Source organism: Holdemania sp. (assembly GCF_986127675.1).
The window spans coordinates 1-15,802 of the sequence record NZ_CFQZWI010000034.1; the positions used below are offsets into that span (position 1 = coordinate 1).

Sequence of the window (15,802 nt, forward strand, 5' to 3'; positions counted from 1 at the left end):
ATCTATTTTTTAGTTGTTGAGTAACTTCACATATACTTTTAATTCCGTGTATGGAAGGAAAGAAGAGAAAATAAACTAAAGTAAACAAATTGACAAAGCATAAAAGCTTTTCGCGCTGATTTTTCTTGAACGGAAATATTTTTTCAATTCCAGCAAAGACAACAACACCCAGACCGCTGGCAAGCATGGGCCCTCCTAAGATTTGATCAGGAAAGATATTGAGAAATAAACCTCCCAGAAGGAAATCAACAGTTAAAATAATCATGCCTTTCCATCTTTTTATTCTATAATCACTCAGACAGAAGTATTGAAAAACCAAAAGAGCAAGAGCTGGCAACCAATTTGCTCTGATAATTTTACCAATTCCTAAAGGTATTAATAACAAGTCCAACAAAACAAAGATAAATAAAGCTATGTCTAAACTTATTAATGGATAATTCCGTAAAAAACCCCTTTCTTTCATACTTTCACCTCAAATCGGCAATTCCTTATTTGTTTCTATTTTAACATGTTCTGAAAAGCCGCAAAAGCCGTGTTGCATCGACTTCATGAATAATTCATAATTAAGTTTAACGCCTGCATTTACGGTTTCCAACTTATAGCTTATAATAAGACCAAAATCTGAAACATTGGGGGAATGAAAATGACATTTTATTTTCGCTGGGCAAAAATGGAGGATGCACAATCGCTCGCAGATATATATCGGCCATATATTGAAGAAACGGCGATCACCTTTGAAACAGAAGCGCCGGATGCCGAGGAGTTTCGTCGACGGATTGCGGAAGTGACGGCGCTGAGTCCCTGGATCGTAATGACCGATGAAAATCAGACGATCCTTGGCTACGGCTATTATCATCCATTCCGGACACGTGCCGCCTATCAATGGTGGACTGAAGTTTCAATTTATCTGCGGGCGGATCAGCGCGGCCGGGGTTTGGGGACGCAGCTGTTGAGTAAACTGGAGCAGCTGGCCCGAATTCAGGGCTACTACACTCTGGTTTCCGTCGTCACCTGCCCCAATCCCGCCAGCGAGCATCTGCATCAAAAAGCCGGTTTTCAACCGATGGGCTGTCTAAAACAAGCCGGATACAAGCTCGGCGGCTGGCATGACGTGGTGGAATGGGGAAAAACGCTGCGCACTCCGGATAAAGATCCGCAGCCGATCCTGCCTTTTCCGCTATGTGCTGATAAACTTGAAAATCTGCTTTAAAAACGCAATAAGATCCGGACACCCGGATCTCTATTTTTTTTCGCCGATCGTCTGAATCAGCTCCTGTTTGATTTCTTCCGCCGTTTGGGCGCGAGGTTTCCGTCCCAGAATATACGCAAAGCTATCGCGCCATTCCTGATCGCTGTAATTGTCTGCGGCAAGCTGAAGAACAACATTCCTCAATGGGTAATGATAGGGCTGCGTATGCAGATCGGACAGATAAGGACACTCGCATTGATTTGCCAGAAGCTCCAGTAAACTTGGTTTCGGCATTGTTTTCTGCCCCCCTTTTGTCAATTAAATCAGACTTTTTGAACCACGCAAATTCTAGTTAAAATAAGCCTTTTTTCTTTCATTTCCAATTATATTTCAAATGTCAGTTAAAGTCTACTTTTTGAACCAGCTAAGAAAGTTGGAGGACAAGGAATGGCGAATGAAAAGAAGCGAATCTTACAGTTATTCTACATTCTGACCCAGCAAGACGACTATATCCGCTCTTATGAACTTGCGGAAAAAGTCAGCGTCACAGAACGAACGATAAAGAACGATATAGCTGAACTCGAAGCCTTCGCTAAAGCCAGCGGCGCTGATTTGATCGCGAAGAAAGGAAAAGGTTACGTTCTCAAAGTTTTTGATGAAGAAAAGTTTTCTCCGGTAAAAATACAGCTGGCAATTCATTTTTCAGCGATCGGCGGAACTCCGCGGGCACAAAATGACAGGACGAATGATATTTTGCGCCGGATTATTGTAGAAAAACGATATCTGACTATTGAAGATATCGCTGACGAACTCTACCTCACGAAAAGCTCAATTCGGGAAGAATTGAAAGAAGTTAATTTTTTATTGAATAAATTTAATTTACGCTTGAAAAAACGAAGCGAAGAAGGACCGATGGTCATCGGAAGCGAATTTGATCGTCGGATGTTAATGCTGTGTATTTTTGAAAATCACTATCATGAAGCTGTTAATTTGTATAAGAATACAGATTATCTCTCTTTTTTCGATCGCGAGGATGAGGAACGATATGAAATCAGACATATCTTCCTCAAAGCATTAAGAGAATCAGATTGTCATATCTTGGATGGGAATACGCAGCGCTTATCCCGTTATTTGCTATTGATGGCTTCCCGTTATCAGGCCGGCTGTCCTATTCATTTATCCCGAAAACAACAGGATTACATACGACGTTTCCGGGAATATCGAGTGGCTGAGGAAGTAATTCTGAAATGCGGACAGTTTTCTGGTTTTGACGTGAATGAAGATGAAATTCTGGCATTTGCGCTGCTCTTGGTGTTTTGGGCGGATATTCCGCTGGATTGCAAGCTCGCCGATAATTATTTTGAATTAGCTGAGGAAGCGCAAAAACTGAATGCTGCCTTCTGCAAGTCAGTAAAAAAGGACTACAATGTAGATCTGACTCAAATTCCCAATGAAGAACAGATTCTATGTTCAGGATTAATTCCTTTGCTGGTTCAAAAAGATTTCAACGCTTCGTTTCATAGCGTAAAAAGTCTGCATTCAGAGGATTCGCGCATTCAAGATTGTCCTTTGGCGTCGAAACTGGCACATAATCTTGCCCGTTTGTTCGAAACTCAGTATCATTGTAAATTGAGCTTGTATAATCTGATCACATTTGCCGGCCACCTCAATACGTTGCTCTTGATGATTCCTTATCCGTTCAAGCCCATCCGGGCGATTGTTTCCAATGGCGGCGGATATATTTCGTCAGGAATTCTAAAGCAGATGATCCAGACTCGGTTTGGTTCCTGTTTTGCTTGTCTGGACGTTTATGAACTCTATGAAATGCGGAAACTGCCAGTCGAAGATTACGACTGGGCAATTTTAAGTTATCCTTATTATTCGTATAAATATGACTGGCCGTGCTTAATGGTCAACAGCATTCCGACACAAAGCCAGATGAACGATATCTATAATCAGGTTATTTTATCAGGTGTTCAGCTGCAGTCCGCTCTTGATCATCTGCGCTTGGGCGTATTTACAATTTATCGTGATTTTGAATATGAAAGTATGGACTCTTTTATACAGTTAATCAGCTATAAAATGGGAAAAGATGCGGAGAGCGTCGAGAAGATCTATGCTGATCTTCATTACACTAAGAAAACATGCGTAGCGAACAAAGTTTGCATTTTGTTTGTAAAACGACAATGGGTAAGCAAAGGATTTTTTGAAATTTATCAGTTAAATCAGGAAAGAATATTTGATGAACAGCCGATTTTGCATATCGTTGTGATCAGCGCTGATTTTGACAGCAGTTTGGAGGCCGTAAGATTTGTTAACGATCTTTTAATTTCTTTCTTCAGAGATAATGAAAATTTGTGGATGTTGATTGAAAATCACCGTGTAACCGGATTAACGGAGATCGTCCGCGCAAGTTTAAAGGCTTTGCCAATTTCACTTGGCTAAGGGAAAAAACGAAAGTTTTCCCTTTTTTTTCGGAAAAAGTGAACGTGGTAACGCTTACAAAAACAGGTTATAGTAGGGACGTTGAAGAAATATCCAACAAGAAAGGGGTATCGCATTGCTGAAAATCTTTTTGTCATCGCACGGTCATTTTGCCAGCGGCATGAAAAGCTCTCTGGATATTTTGATGGGCGCTTCTGACAATGTCACCGTGTTTGACGCTTATGTTGATCAAGCGTCAGTTCAGGAAAAACTCGACGCATTTTATGCCGGAGTTTCCGCGGAGGATCAGGTGCTTCTGATGTCAGACTTGATCGGCGGCAGCGTGAATCAGGTCATGATGACCTATCTGCAGAAACCCAACACTACGCTGATCGGCGGCGTGAATCTGGCCTGTGTTCTGGAGCTTTCAACAAAAACGGAGGTCACGGTGGAGGAGATCGAACAGATCGTCGAACAGAGCCGATCAATGCTGAGCGTCGTGCAGCTGCCGGATTTAACAGAAGAACAAGAGGATTTTTTCTAAGAAAGGAGGAAAAGGAAATGATTAAGTTAGTACGTTTGGACGAAAGATTGATTCATGGACAGGTGGCGATCAAATGGTCGCGGCACACTGGGGTTGACCGGATTGTCGTGGCCAATGATGAGGCGGCAGGCAACAAGATCATCCAGCAGAGTCTGATGATGGCCGCCCCGGCAACCGCGAAGGTCACAATCCGTTCAGTTGCCGATTCGATCACGCTGCTGAAGGATCCGCGCGCAGCAGGACATAAAATTCTGGTCATCATCTCCAACCCGAAAGATCTGATCAAAATCTTGGAAGAAGTGAAGGACATTCCGCTGATCAACGTCGGCAACTATGGCCGCATCGCACCGAAACAGGGGGATCTTGCCCGTCGGACCTACGGATCCAATCTGTATGCTTACGACGAAGAAGTCGAAGACTTCAAGAAAGTGCTGAGCTTCGGCATCGAAACTGTGTACCAGACCACGCCGGAAGACAATCCGGAAAAATTAAGCAAAGTTTTGGGTTTATAAGAAAGTTCATTAGGAAAAGAGGAGGAAAATTATGGTATCCGCAGCTTTACAAATTTGTTTAGCGTATTATATCATCTCAATTTTAGATCCCTACATCATGTCCTGGCAATGTCTTAACCGGCCGATCGTCGTCGCTCCGTTAGCGGGGTTGATCTTGGGTGATTTCAAGACCGGCATCATCATGGGCGCATCCCTGGAATCCATTTTCATGGGAATTTCCGCCATCGGGGGCTCGATCCCGGCAGATGCGACAACCTCCAGCATCATCGCAGTCGCTTACACTATTTTAACTGGCGCCGATATCGAAGCGGGTCTGGCGATTGCCTTGCCAATCGGTACGGTCATGGCGTCCATCGCTGGCATGTTCACGCCGATCTGGGCTTCTCTTGCGGCGTATTGGGAAAAGCTGGCTGCAGAATGCAATCCGCGTAAATTCGCGTTCCAGACGATTGGTTTTTCCTGCCTGACGCCGTTGATTAACGTCGTTATCCTGTTCTTTGCGGTATCCTATGGCGTTGAGGGATTGAATGCGTTTCTGGCAAGCATGCCGGCCTGGGTTATGACAGGCTTGGGCGCTGCAACGTCGATGATGTTGGCGGTCGGCTTCGCAATTCTGACGTCGATGATCTGGAACAATGAAGTCGGCATCTTCTTCTTTGTCGGTTATGTCATGGTGGCTTACTTGGGCATGGCGACTTTGCCGATCGCAATCCTGGGCGCCGCGATCGCGATCACGATGTTCATGGGCGAAAAGCGCAGTATTGATTTAAAGAATTCAATGGCGGCTTCCGCTGCGAAAACAGATGAGGAGGATTTCTTCTAATGGAAAAGAAAGTATTGACGCCGGAAGAAAAGAAAGTTTTAAAATCAATGTTCTTCCGTTCCCATCTGGTTTTTACCAGCTTCAACATGGTAAAAATGGAGGCGAATGGTTTTACGATCACAATGGCTCCGGCGATTGAAAGTATTTATAAAGATGATATGGAAGGCAAGCGGGAGGCGTACCTGCGGCATCAGAACTTCTTTAATACCCACGCCGTTCCGTTCAGCTTCATCGCCGGCTTAGCCTACGCGATGGAAAAAGAGCATAAAGAAAAGAACTCGATCGACGGCCAGACGATTGAAAGCATCAAAGCGGCCCTGATGGGACCGACAGCCGGCATGTTCGACAGTCTGTTCTTCAACTGTCTGCGCATCATTGCCGCGGGGATCGGCATCGGTCTGTGCGCGGAAGGTTCGATTTTGGGTACCTTGATCTTCATCCTGCTCTACGGCGTAACACAGTCCATCGTGAAGTATTTCTTTGTAAACTGGGGTTATGTCTATGGTACTTCGTTTATTGATATGGTGTTCTCTTCAGGCTTGATGGGCGCGTTAACCAAAGCGGCATCCGTGCTGGGCTTAATCATGGTCGGCGCGATGACGGCGCAGATGGTCAGCGTCCCGCTGAACTGGACGTTGAACGTCGGTCAAACATCGGTTGTCATCGGTGATGTATTGAATTCGATCTTCCCGGGCTTGCTCGGCGTCATCCTGTTGTTTACACTGGTTCGCCTGATCAAGAAGGGCGCACGCCCGACGCAGCTGATTCTGGGGATCTTCGTGTTCGCCCTGGTCGGCGCCTTCTTCCGAATTTTCTAAAATCAGAGTTTAGGCTATGAAGGACTGAGCTTCATAGCCTGTTTTTCCTTCCGGAGGTGAGATCATGAAAGAGGAAATGATGCTGGCGGGCGTAACGCTGGCGCGTCGGTATACGCGTAAACAAAAAGAGGTATTTCTGGCGGAAGTATGCCGGCAGTGCAGGCAGAGGGGATGGAAGACGGAATTTCAAACCCGGCATTCCCGCATCTTGCATGTATGCAATCTGGTGATCGGCGATCTGGCGCACGCAAAGACCGTGATCGCCTGCGCTTATGACACACCTTCCCATGCCCATTTGCCGATCCGTTATTATCCGCTGAATCCGCGGAAGAATACGCAGGCGGAAGGCTGGAACCTGGCGCTGGAATGGGGGCTTGGGGCGATCTGTTTTCTGATGGCGGCAGGTGCGGTTTATGCGCTGCGCTCGCTCAGCCCGGCGATGAAAGTCGCTGCCGTTTTAGCGGCGAGTCTGGCGGCTTTGTTTGGCGTCAGTCTGCTGCACAGCCGCGGCAACCGCGTTAATTTCAATCGCAACAGTGCTTCCGTGGCGCTGATCTTGCGCTTAATTCAGGAATGGGATCCGAAATCATCCACAGCGTTGGTGCTAGTTGATCAGTGCTGCAATTCCTATGAAGGACTGAAGCTGCTTAAAGAAGCCTGCCCTTCCCGCGCCGAGGTCATTTTACTGGATTGTCTGGCGCAGGGGGAAAAAGTCGTCTGCGCTCATCGAAAAGGGGTTGACGTCTCGGACTTGCTGGAGGAAGATTGGATTAACAAGGAATATGAGGATCCGGATAACGGCTTGCGATTCTTCGAAAACGGCATGCTGCTGGCTTCCGGCGCGATCGAGAAGCATCAGTTCGTTGTCCGGCATACACGCTCCAATCAGGATTGCCATGTGGACATCCCGCGATTGGAGCAGATTTTGGAAAAATTGAAAGGCAGGATGAAAGCGGAATGAGAAAATTATTGTTTCAGAGTGATGACTATGGCTTAACGGATTCCGTCGCCGATGGAATTCTGAAAGGAATTGATCAGGGAATCATTCGCAATACCGGCTTGTTTGTCAACATGCCCAGCTCAGCCCGGGCTGCGGCGAAAATCCGTGATTGCCAGGGAGTCTGCGTCGGCATCGACATCAACCTGGTTGCAGGACGGCCCGTCAGTGATCCGGCAGAGGTTCCTTCGCTGGTGAATCCGGATGGTCATTTTGTGCCTTCGGTTCAGCGCATGCGCGAGGGTAAAATCACCGGCCGGCAGGGAATGTGCCTGTGCTTTGAAGAGGATCCTTACGACTATGAACAAACGTTGCTGGAAACTGAAAATCAGGTCAAGCGGTTTATTGAATTGATGGGCCGCAAGCCGGAATACTTTCATGGTCATTCGATGGCGACGCCCAACACCCAGAAAGCGGCGCGGGTGATCGCGGAGAAATACGATATTTTGATGACGACAGACGTCATGAGCGCCGGCCAGGTTTCCATGATTCCCTGCACATGGACGCCGAAGCCGTTTCCAATCGAGGATCAGCTGAAAACGGATGTGGAACAGGAATTCCTGAAATCGCTGGAAGCCTCGTTATCCCATGAAATCGGTTATTTTATCTGCCATTGCGGTTTTGTGGAAGAAGATTTGATGAAAGAAACAACCTACACGATGATCCGCATGAAGGATCTGGCAATGGCGACCAGTCCGAGAGTCAGGGCATTTCTGCAGGAACATCAGATTGAATTGATCACTTATCGTGATCTGAAGGAGGGACGTTAATGTTTGTACGATCACAGCGGATTGTCACCGATCAGGGAATTGTGGATGGTATTTTGAATATTGACGAAGGCCGGATTGTGGAGATCCTGCCGCCGACCGCGCGCGTCGCGATCACGGTGGATGCCGGAAATCACCGGATTTTACCGGGAATTATTGATACCCATAATCATGGAACGATGGGCTACGGCCTGATGGGCGATCAGGCTGATCCGGAAGCAACGGTCCGTGGTTACTTGAAGGGACTGGCATCCCAGGGGGTCACAGCGTGTCTGCCAACGGCAGATTTCGGCTTGTTCGAAGCGATAGTCAAAGTGGAGCAGGGACCGATTGACGGCGCAAAGCCGATCGGCATCCACAGCGAAGGTCCGTATTTGAACCGCGTGGGGGAAAAAGGAATTGATACCGGACATCCGGATATTGATTTAGAACATGTCCAGGCGATGATCGACACCGCCCAGGGGATGCTGAAGCTGGTTGCGATCGCACCGGAAATCCCGGGTGCAAAAGAAGCGATTGCGCTGCTGACGTCGCAGGGGGTCCGCTGTGCTTTTGCCCACAGCAACGCGATGTATCAGGAGACATTGGAATCTTTTCAATGGGGGATCACGGTCACGACGCACACTGCCAACGTCATGGCGGGGATTCATCATCGCCGGATGGGCGGTCTGGGCGCCTGTCTGCTTAACGACGAGGTTTACAACGAGCTGATCTGCGATGGTCTGCATGTCGCGAATGAAATGATCGAACTGATGCTGCGGGTTAAAAAGAATCCGTTTGACAAGTTCATGATGGTTTCCGACAATGTGCCGATGGCGGGAGCGCCGATCGGCCGGTATCATCTGTCCGGCATGTTCGATGTGAATATTGATGAAAAGGGTTATTGTTTATCGGATACCGGAAGGTTGTGCGGTTCAACGCTGCCGGTGATCCGCGGTATCCGCAATCTGGCGGAGAATCTGCATCTGCCGCTGACGGAAATCGTGAAAATGAGCTCGCGCAATCCAGCGCAGGTCTACGGCGCACCTCAGAAAGGCCGGCTGGCAGCGGGCATGGATGCGGACTTCATCATCATCGACGAGGATTATCAGGTTCTGAAAACCTTCAGCGAAGGGCGATGTGTGTATGATGCTGAGAAAGACATGGATTTGTTCAATCCGGATTTTCTGAAGGCTTGCGCAGCGGAGTAAACCGTTAAAATAGAAATCGAGGCATAAAAAAGAATGGGGATCATGAAACCGGATCGCCCGTTTGTCCTGGAGGACAGGCGGAAGCCATCGCGGATGTTCAACGAACTCCATTCTTTTTTGTTGAAATCAAGGCCGGCCCTGCGCATGGGAAGGATGCCGGCTTTTAGCCTTCTGAATGACGCCGGTATTGCCAGAATGGTCGATCCGGCAGGCGTCAGCAGAGATGATTTATTGGATAATGTGCGGTTTCACATCGCTGGGAATCAGACATTCATAGGTCTGCCCGGCCAGCCGTTCATCAAATTCAGCTTTTGCCTTTACTATGATTTCCGGCTGCTCAAAGCATTTCTCGACTGCTTTTGCCATGACTTCCGCCGCCAGCATCATCCCCTTGTAGGCCAGTGTGGATTTGCCCTGGGCAACCCATTGCCAGGTATGCCCGCCCGCGCCGTAGCTGTAGCAGGCGGTGTTGATCTGAGCTGTCGGCACAACCCAGCTGACGTCGCCGACGTCGGTTGATCCCATCGAACATTCGTCAACACAGCGGTGGCGCAGCACGATATCGCAGATATCGCTGTTCTGGATGTTGGCGATCAGCGTCTTTGGCTCGGCGATGACGGCTGTGACCTCGCTTTCCGGATCGAGCGGATAGGTATCGCGGAATTGTTTGGCGTAAGCGCGTTCAGCTTCGGTATACTCCGGAGCGCCAACCTCAAAGAAGGCCTCTTCCAGAACCTGTTCCAGCGTGAAGTTCGGAATGACGTTGCTTAAGCCTTCGTCAAAGACGACATCGCAGGTTGTGCCGGTCATCAGCGCGGCGCCTTTGGCGATATTGATCACACGTTCATAAAGCTTCTGACATTTTGGATTGGTCGTGGAGCGGACGAGGTATTTGACCTCTGCTTCCGCCTGAACGACATTCGGGGAAATCCCGCCGGCATTGGTGTAGGCGTAGTGGACGCGTTCTTTAGAGTCCATGTGTTCGCGCAGGTAATTGACGCCGACGCTCATCAGTTCGGCAGCGTCCAGCGCGCTGCGGCCCGCTTCCGGATTGCCTGCGGCATGACTGGAAACGCCGTGAAAACGGAAATAACATTGAATGCAGGACTGATGAGAGCCGGAAGATACGACGTTAAGCGCGGATGGATGCCAGGTGATCGCGGCATCGGCGTCCGCAAAGAACCCGTCGCGCGCCAGATAGGCTTTGCCGCTGCCGCTTTCCTCTGCCGGACAGCCGACCATTTTGATCGTCCCCGGCAGCTTGTTCTTTTCCAGATAGTCTTTGACGATCATCGCGGCGGCGATCGACCCGACACCTAACAGATGATGACCGCAGCCATGGCCGGTCGCCATGCCTTCGATCGGTTTGTATTCGGCGACGTCCGCTTCCTGACTCAGGCCGTAAAGTGCGTCAAATTCCGCTAACAGACAGATTACCGGCCGGCCGCTGCCCCAGACTCCGACAAACGCCGTATCCATGCCGCAAAGACCTTCAGTTACCTGGAAACCTTCCCGGCGCAGGAAACCGCTCATGGCCTTCGCTGATTTGTGTTCCAGAAAACCGGGTTCAGCGTAGCCCCACAGTTCTTTCTGCAATTCATATAATGCTTGATTCTGCGTCTTCGATAACACGGTAGAACCTCCTTCACTCATTAAAAAAATGATACTCTGGGAAAGCAGAAAAGTAAAGAAAACCGTTTCCAAATTGCTTTTTTCAATCTCACTTCCCAACGGCAGGAAAAGCTGCCTGTTCATGATTTGTAAGATTCTGTCTGCGGATCGCCCGTTCTCTTTTAAATTTGATTGTGCTATACTGGGAGTATTCAGGAGGTCTTGTATGCTTAAAATTTACAATAAACAGGCGCTGACCCGCAATGAGCGGTTTATTCGGGCAGTTGGATATGGCGTTGGGGCGACTGTGGGACTGACAATTCTTTATGGTCTGATCGCGCGGTTTCTCATGTTCGAATTCTCAGTGGTTTACCTGGCGTTCGGTTATGCAATCGGCACGGTCATCCGTAAATATGGCCGCGGGGTACAGGTGCGGTTTTCTGTGCTGGCGGCCGTGCTGGCGGTACTTTGTTTCCTGTTTGGCGATATGATCGCTTATTTCGGCTTTGGTGTGTTTACGATGGGATTTCAGTTCTTTATGCTTGCGTTCAGGATGGTGCTGCAGAGCCTGATCGGCACAAGCATGAGCGCGCTGTTGTCACTGATGTTCCGCATCGGCGGAGTTTATCTGGCCTATACGACTTCCCGCTTTGTCTAAGCGGCAGGACTAGTCAGGAAAAGAGGGACAGACATGTTTTATCGGGAGAGCTGGGTTGAGGTCGATCTGGATCAGATCAAAGAAAATATCCGCTGGCTGCGCCGGCAGACGGACCGGCAGTTTATCGCGGTGATCAAGGCCAATGGCTATGGCGTTGGCGATGGTCCGGTTGCACGGGCAGCCTTGGAAGCGGGGGCCGCGATGTTGGCAGTATCGAGCTTGGATGAGGCGTTGTCGCTGCGGTATCAGGGGATCACAGCGCCGGTTTTAATTCTGGGCGTTGTGGATCCGTCCCAAGCGGAGCTGCTTCTGCGGTATGATCTGGCGGTGCCGGCGGTATCGCTAAAGTGGGTCAAGGAGCTGGTTCAGGTCCCGGTCAAGGGTTTGAGAGTACATTTAAAGGTGGATACCGGCATGCACCGCATCGGCACGGAGAATCTTGACGAACTGCGGGCGATGCTAACGCTGCTGCAGGACAGCGGCGCCTTGGTGGAAGGCATTTTCACCCACTATGCCTGCTCGGATAATCCGGACAATGAGATGACGGACGATCAGGCGGCCCGTTTCGAGCGGATTGTTCAGGCCTTGAACACGCCTTTTCGCTGGGTGCACAGCAGTAATTCCGATGCAGCGGTGCATTATCCGAAGGCGCCCGGCAACGCGGTGCGCTGCGGACTGGCAATGTTCGGCGTGACTTCCTACGCGACGCCGCTGAAGCCGTGCGTCAGCTTATACAGCCGATTGATTTATGTCAAGGCGTTGCCGGCGGGGCAGCCGGTGGGCTATGGGGCGACCTATACGACGCAGAAAGAGGAATGGATCGGAACCTTGCCGATCGGGTATGCTGACGGCTGGATTCGCAAGCACCAGGGACGGCAATGCTGGATTGAGGGAGAAACCGGCGAATTTGTCGGACGAATCTGCATGGATCAGGCGATGATCCGGCTTCCGCACGCCTTTCCGGTAGGGACGAAGGTCGAACTGTTCGGTCCGCATGTTCCGCTGGAACAGGTGGCGCGGGAGTTGGGAACGATTCCGTATGAAGTTCTGACTTTGCTGAGCGACCGACTGGCGAAGGTCTATCTTGAAGACGGTCGGATCCGGGAAGTCGCTAATCCGCGGCTGGATCGGTTGATGTTGGAAAAATAATCATTGAACCTTCCGTAATCCACAGGATTGCCGAAGGTTTTTTTGTCGTTTTAAGTTGATTTTCATACTGATGCTGCAAACGAGAATTTGAGTTGGAAGGATGGATGCAAGTTTGTTTGGAATTTTTCTATCCGTGAGAAATATCGCGGGAAAAGAGCTGTTATAAAGGGAATGGAACGATTTGAGACAAAAACAGGACAAAAAAAATCGAAAAATTTGTAGAAATTTCTGAAATCCGGGAGGATTTCAGAAAAAAAGCGCAATAGTAATAGTAGGAGGAAATAATTACCATGATTATGAATGTAAAAATTACCTGTTTTCCAACCTTGACGCAGCGCCGCGAGCTTTGCGCCTTAAGCCACAATGCGGCGCAGTTCCGCGAAGAATTGTTTGACGCGATGATTCATCATCCCCAGCGGATTGAAGACGCGCCGCTGCCGGAGGCCTACCAGTCGCTGCCGACGGCGATGCTTCAGCAGGTCTGGAAACAAGCCCAGCGGATGAAAGCCGGATCCAAAAGGGATCAATATCGGATTCGCCGTACGTTGCCATCCTGCCAATGGAAACGTACGGAAATGGAAGTTCGGGAAAATCAGCTGGTTCTGGATTCGATTACCCAGCCTGTTTACTACATCGCGCCAGTCGCCCAACGACATTTGATGAAGCAGGGAGAAGTGGTGAAAATTACGTTAAAGGAAGCGGAGGATCAATGGGCAGCCGTGCTCTGTCTGTTGATCGACGAAAGTAAAAAAGGGCTCTCTGAAGTAGAGAAGCCCATGAAAGGAAAGGTATAGTCTCAAATAAGACTGTCGGACCTGAAAGGAATTGGGCCTGATTGCCGTAAGTGTTTTGTCGCGCTCAGAAGGTAAGCGATTGATAGACTTCGTGATCCTCGGTCATGATCGTAAATCCGTTTTCGTCCAGCAGTCCGTAGGTATGCGGTGAATTTTGTTTTGGCAGCGTGATCGAGCCGGGATTGAGCAGCGTAATTCCGTTTTCCTGACGAATGACAGGAACGTGGATATGTCCAAACAAATAGATATCGCCGGGGAAGCTGTGCGGGGGCGGATCAAGCGGAAACAGATGACCATGCGTCGCCGTAATCCGGTGTCCGCCCAAAAAGAGGGTCGCGCAGTCGCGCTGAATATCAAAATTCAAAAGCATCTGATCTACTTCGGCGTCGCAGTTGCCGCGGACGGCGATGATTTTATCGGCAAGCGGATTGAGCAGCGCCGCGACTTTCTGGGGATTGTAGCCCTGCGGCAGCGGATTGCGCGGGCCGTGATAGAGGATATCACCCAGCAGCAGGATTTGATCTGGTTTATGCCGGGTATAAGCTTCAAGCGCTTTTTCCATATAGTCGGCAGAACCGTGAATATCAGAAATGACTAAAAATTTCATAGCTTGTCCTCCTTATCGCCTGCATTATATCATGATCAGGAGAGACAGTGAGAATTTCTTTGAAATTGCCGTGGAAAAATGAAACTTGAATCCCTCCCGGACACCTTGTATACTAACTGTATGAGGGGGACTCAGGATGGATAAATTGGAGATCTACAATCAGTTAAAGGAAGAAATTATCGATCTGAAAATCGAACCGGGAGCGTTGATCAGCGAAAATGAAATCTCGCGGCGATTCCAGGTGTCCCGAACCCCGGTTCGCGATGTATTCCTGCGGTTGTGCAACGACGGCTTGCTGGAAGTCCTGCCGCAGCGGGGAACGAAGGTATCGCTGATTGATATGGAATTGGTCATGGCGACGATCAACATGCGCACGATCGTGGAAATTCAGATTCTGAAAGATGGTATCGAACGGAGAACGCCCGCCCAGCTGCAGCAGCTGAAAACAGATTTGGCCCATCAGCGGGAAGCGATTGCGAAGCAGCGGACGCCGGATGAATTCTACGCGTTGGACAGCGAATTTCACGAGCATATCTTTGCGATCGCCGGTCAGCGGGCCATGTGGCAGATTATCAATCAGATGAAAGTACATTATTCGCGTTTCCGAATGTTGGACGTCAAAGCCAATTTCTCAATGAATGAATTGCTTCATGAACATGAGGAAATTGTGGAAATTGTGGAAAAGCGCCAGCGGGAGCGCTGCGGTGAAGTCATGCGGTATCATCTGGAAGGTGGTGTGCGGCGGCTGCATGATCGGATTCAGGGGGAATTTAGTCGATATTTTAAACTCCCGCAGGTGGAAGAAGAAGCGTAACGTAGAAGGAAAAAACGAAGGCTTTCTTCAATGGAAACCAGGAAAAAACGAGGTATAAGCAGCAGTTGATGTCGAAATTCTGCGCTGTGGGACTTGGAGCTTCAGTCTGTTTTCTGTTAGTCTGTTGCGTAATTGAACATGTCAAGCTTGTTTGAATGAGCGGCTGGGAAGCGGATACCCCAGCTTTTTCTTTGCGAAACGGGATATTCTGCCTGTTGAGGCAGCCCGCACGGACGAAGGATTTAAGAATAATATGGAGCAGGATAGAAACGTGGCAAAGCGGCAGAGACTAGGGAAAGAGGCGAAGGGGATGGCGGAAAACAAGGGATTTCGGCCGTTTCGGGAAGCGGCACGGAATGAAGCGGATCAGCTGACGGCAGCAATGGAAGACTATCTGGAAATGATATACCGGCTGCAGCAGGAAAATCAAACGCTCCGGGTGTCCGCCATGGCCAGCGCACTTCAGGTGGGACGCAGTTCGGTCAGTAAAATGCTGCGTAAATTGGCGGCCGAAGGTTTTTTGATTGTGGAAAACTATGGGGACGTGCAGTTGACAGAGAAAGGTTGGAAGCAGGGAAAAGCCTTGCTGGAGCGGCATCAGCGGGTAGCTCGATTTCTGCAGTTGGCAGGCATTAAAGCGGAACAACTGCTGGAAGAAACGGAAAAACTGGAACATATGAGTTCGCCGGAAACTTTGCGGTGTCTGGATCTGCTCGTCGATTATTTCGATCAGGATGCTGCCGCGGAGGCCCGGTTGGAACAATTCCGGTCGGAAGCGATGCGCCTGGGGGAAACGGCTCCCGCGGTCAATGAAAATGACGATCAGTTGAACCATTAACCAGTCGTGTTGGTGAGCAAGACAGGAACATCTCTGTCTGATCTGGCAATGTTGGCTGTACTCGTCG

Annotated in this window: 18 protein-coding genes; 14 read left to right on the forward strand and 4 right to left on the reverse strand. The window is 49.3% G+C overall.

Translation table 11 applies throughout. The features are described 5' to 3' along the window. On the reverse strand, nucleotides 1–463 hold a 463-nt coding region (locus tag AC5OW4_RS07040; protein WP_493676819.1), incomplete at its 3' end, for a hypothetical protein. Between the two features lie 180 nt (nucleotides 464–643). On the opposite strand from AC5OW4_RS07040, the gene AC5OW4_RS07045 reads away from it, so the two are divergent. Next, on the forward strand, nucleotides 644–1,210 hold the full coding sequence (locus tag AC5OW4_RS07045) for a GNAT family N-acetyltransferase (protein WP_493676820.1): 567 nt from the start codon (nucleotides 644–646) through the stop codon (nucleotides 1,208–1,210). A gap of 30 nt (nucleotides 1,211–1,240) precedes the next feature. Here the strand turns inward: AC5OW4_RS07045 and AC5OW4_RS07050 are convergent, their stop codons facing one another. Beyond that, nucleotides 1,241–1,483, reverse strand: coding sequence for a hypothetical protein (locus AC5OW4_RS07050; protein WP_072684787.1), 243 nt, complete (start codon nucleotides 1,481–1,483; stop codon nucleotides 1,241–1,243). A gap of 153 nt (nucleotides 1,484–1,636) precedes the next feature. On the opposite strand from AC5OW4_RS07050, the gene AC5OW4_RS07055 reads away from it, so the two are divergent. The 8 genes from AC5OW4_RS07055 (at nucleotide 1,637) to AC5OW4_RS07090 (ending at nucleotide 9,264) form a co-directional block, all read left to right on the forward strand. Next, nucleotides 1,637–3,634, forward strand: coding sequence for a BglG family transcription antiterminator (locus tag AC5OW4_RS07055; protein ID WP_072684696.1), 1,998 nt, complete (start codon nucleotides 1,637–1,639; stop codon nucleotides 3,632–3,634). Between the two features lie 115 nt (nucleotides 3,635–3,749). Then, a complete protein-coding gene (locus AC5OW4_RS07060) occupies nucleotides 3,750–4,157 on the forward strand; it encodes a PTS sugar transporter subunit IIA (protein ID WP_072684697.1) in 408 nt (135 codons plus the stop codon). 17 nt (nucleotides 4,158–4,174) lie between these two features. Continuing rightward, on the forward strand, nucleotides 4,175–4,669 hold the full coding sequence (locus tag AC5OW4_RS07065) for a PTS sugar transporter subunit IIB (RefSeq protein ID WP_072684698.1): 495 nt from the start codon (nucleotides 4,175–4,177) through the stop codon (nucleotides 4,667–4,669). Between the two features lie 31 nt (nucleotides 4,670–4,700). After that, entirely contained in the window at nucleotides 4,701–5,492 is a 792-nt protein-coding gene (locus AC5OW4_RS07070; protein ID WP_195396019.1) for a PTS mannose/fructose/sorbose/N-acetylgalactosamine transporter subunit IIC, read from the forward strand. Continuing rightward, nucleotides 5,492–6,310 carry a PTS system mannose/fructose/sorbose family transporter subunit IID gene (locus AC5OW4_RS07075; RefSeq protein WP_006061015.1) on the forward strand — a complete coding sequence of 273 codons (819 nt, stop codon included), beginning with the start codon at nucleotides 5,492–5,494 and terminating at the stop codon, nucleotides 6,308–6,310. Before AC5OW4_RS07070 ends, AC5OW4_RS07075 begins: the two co-directional genes overlap by 1 nt. 64 nt (nucleotides 6,311–6,374) lie before the next feature. Further along, nucleotides 6,375–7,271, forward strand: coding sequence for a hypothetical protein (locus AC5OW4_RS07080; RefSeq protein ID WP_493676821.1), 897 nt, complete (start codon nucleotides 6,375–6,377; stop codon nucleotides 7,269–7,271). Continuing rightward, nucleotides 7,268–8,077, forward strand: coding sequence for a ChbG/HpnK family deacetylase (locus AC5OW4_RS07085; protein ID WP_493676822.1), 810 nt, complete (start codon nucleotides 7,268–7,270; stop codon nucleotides 8,075–8,077). The genes AC5OW4_RS07080 and AC5OW4_RS07085 overlap by 4 nt, the downstream gene beginning before the upstream one ends. Continuing rightward, nucleotides 8,077–9,264: an N-acetylglucosamine-6-phosphate deacetylase gene (locus AC5OW4_RS07090; protein ID WP_195396020.1), complete on the forward strand. Its 1,188-nt coding sequence runs from the start codon at nucleotides 8,077–8,079 to the stop codon at nucleotides 9,262–9,264. The genes AC5OW4_RS07085 and AC5OW4_RS07090 overlap by 1 nt, the downstream gene beginning before the upstream one ends. A gap of 228 nt (nucleotides 9,265–9,492) precedes the next feature. On the opposite strand, the gene AC5OW4_RS07095 is transcribed toward AC5OW4_RS07090, so the two are convergent. After that, nucleotides 9,493–10,896: an amidohydrolase gene (locus AC5OW4_RS07095; RefSeq protein ID WP_295770855.1), complete on the reverse strand. Its 1,404-nt coding sequence runs from the start codon at nucleotides 10,894–10,896 to the stop codon at nucleotides 9,493–9,495. 205 nt (nucleotides 10,897–11,101) lie between these two features. On the opposite strand from AC5OW4_RS07095, the gene AC5OW4_RS07100 reads away from it, so the two are divergent. The 3 genes from AC5OW4_RS07100 to AC5OW4_RS07110 all read left to right on the forward strand — a co-directional run bounded on the left by AC5OW4_RS07100 (nucleotide 11,102) and on the right by AC5OW4_RS07110 (nucleotide 13,476). Beyond that, entirely contained in the window at nucleotides 11,102–11,533 is a 432-nt protein-coding gene (locus tag AC5OW4_RS07100) for a hypothetical protein (RefSeq protein WP_072684703.1), read from the forward strand. Nucleotides 11,534–11,566: 33 nt separating this feature from the next. Further along, the gene (alr, locus tag AC5OW4_RS07105; RefSeq protein WP_072684704.1) at nucleotides 11,567–12,682 is read left to right on the forward strand and encodes an alanine racemase; all 1,116 of its coding nucleotides are present in this window, start codon (nucleotides 11,567–11,569) and stop codon (nucleotides 12,680–12,682) included. 290 nt (nucleotides 12,683–12,972) lie between these two features. After that, nucleotides 12,973–13,476, forward strand: a complete 504-nt coding sequence (locus AC5OW4_RS07110) for a hypothetical protein (protein ID WP_072684705.1) — start codon at nucleotides 12,973–12,975, stop codon at nucleotides 13,474–13,476. Between the two features lie 64 nt (nucleotides 13,477–13,540). Here AC5OW4_RS07110 and yfcE read toward each other — a convergent pair whose 3' ends face one another. Beyond that, a complete protein-coding gene (yfcE, locus tag AC5OW4_RS07115) occupies nucleotides 13,541–14,083 on the reverse strand; it encodes a phosphodiesterase (protein ID WP_072684706.1) in 543 nt (180 codons plus the stop codon). A gap of 136 nt (nucleotides 14,084–14,219) precedes the next feature. Here yfcE and AC5OW4_RS07120 point away from each other — a divergent pair, with 136 nt between their 5' ends. Further along, nucleotides 14,220–14,897, forward strand: a complete 678-nt coding sequence (locus AC5OW4_RS07120) for a GntR family transcriptional regulator (RefSeq protein WP_072684707.1) — start codon at nucleotides 14,220–14,222, stop codon at nucleotides 14,895–14,897. 310 nt (nucleotides 14,898–15,207) lie between these two features. Next, nucleotides 15,208–15,735 (forward strand): iron dependent repressor, metal binding and dimerization domain protein, encoded by a 528-nt coding sequence (locus AC5OW4_RS07125; RefSeq protein WP_072684708.1) that lies wholly within the window; start codon nucleotides 15,208–15,210, stop codon nucleotides 15,733–15,735. Nucleotides 15,736–15,802: the final 67 nt, after the last annotated feature.

Coding starts and splice junctions, on each gene's coding strand:
- AC5OW4_RS07045 (WP_493676820.1), top strand. CDS start 644: ATGACATTTTATTTTCGCTGGGCAAAAATGGAGGATGCACAATCGCTC.
- AC5OW4_RS07050 (WP_072684787.1), bottom strand. CDS start 1,483: ATGCCGAAACCAAGTTTACTGGAGCTTCTGGCAAATCAATGCGAGTGT.
- AC5OW4_RS07055 (WP_072684696.1), top strand. CDS start 1,637: ATGGCGAATGAAAAGAAGCGAATCTTACAGTTATTCTACATTCTGACC.
- AC5OW4_RS07065 (WP_072684698.1), top strand. CDS start 4,175: ATGATTAAGTTAGTACGTTTGGACGAAAGATTGATTCATGGACAGGTG.
- AC5OW4_RS07070 (WP_195396019.1), top strand. CDS start 4,701: ATGGTATCCGCAGCTTTACAAATTTGTTTAGCGTATTATATCATCTCA.
- AC5OW4_RS07075 (WP_006061015.1), top strand. CDS start 5,492: ATGGAAAAGAAAGTATTGACGCCGGAAGAAAAGAAAGTTTTAAAATCA.
- AC5OW4_RS07080 (WP_493676821.1), top strand. CDS start 6,375: ATGAAAGAGGAAATGATGCTGGCGGGCGTAACGCTGGCGCGTCGGTAT.
- AC5OW4_RS07085 (WP_493676822.1), top strand. CDS start 7,268: ATGAGAAAATTATTGTTTCAGAGTGATGACTATGGCTTAACGGATTCC.
- AC5OW4_RS07090 (WP_195396020.1), top strand. CDS start 8,077: ATGTTTGTACGATCACAGCGGATTGTCACCGATCAGGGAATTGTGGAT.
- AC5OW4_RS07100 (WP_072684703.1), top strand. CDS start 11,102: ATGCTTAAAATTTACAATAAACAGGCGCTGACCCGCAATGAGCGGTTT.
- alr (WP_072684704.1), top strand. CDS start 11,567: ATGTTTTATCGGGAGAGCTGGGTTGAGGTCGATCTGGATCAGATCAAA.
- AC5OW4_RS07110 (WP_072684705.1), top strand. CDS start 12,973: ATGATTATGAATGTAAAAATTACCTGTTTTCCAACCTTGACGCAGCGC.
- yfcE (WP_072684706.1), bottom strand. CDS start 14,083: ATGAAATTTTTAGTCATTTCTGATATTCACGGTTCTGCCGACTATATG.
- AC5OW4_RS07120 (WP_072684707.1), top strand. CDS start 14,220: ATGGATAAATTGGAGATCTACAATCAGTTAAAGGAAGAAATTATCGAT.
- AC5OW4_RS07125 (WP_072684708.1), top strand. CDS start 15,208: ATGGCGGAAAACAAGGGATTTCGGCCGTTTCGGGAAGCGGCACGGAAT.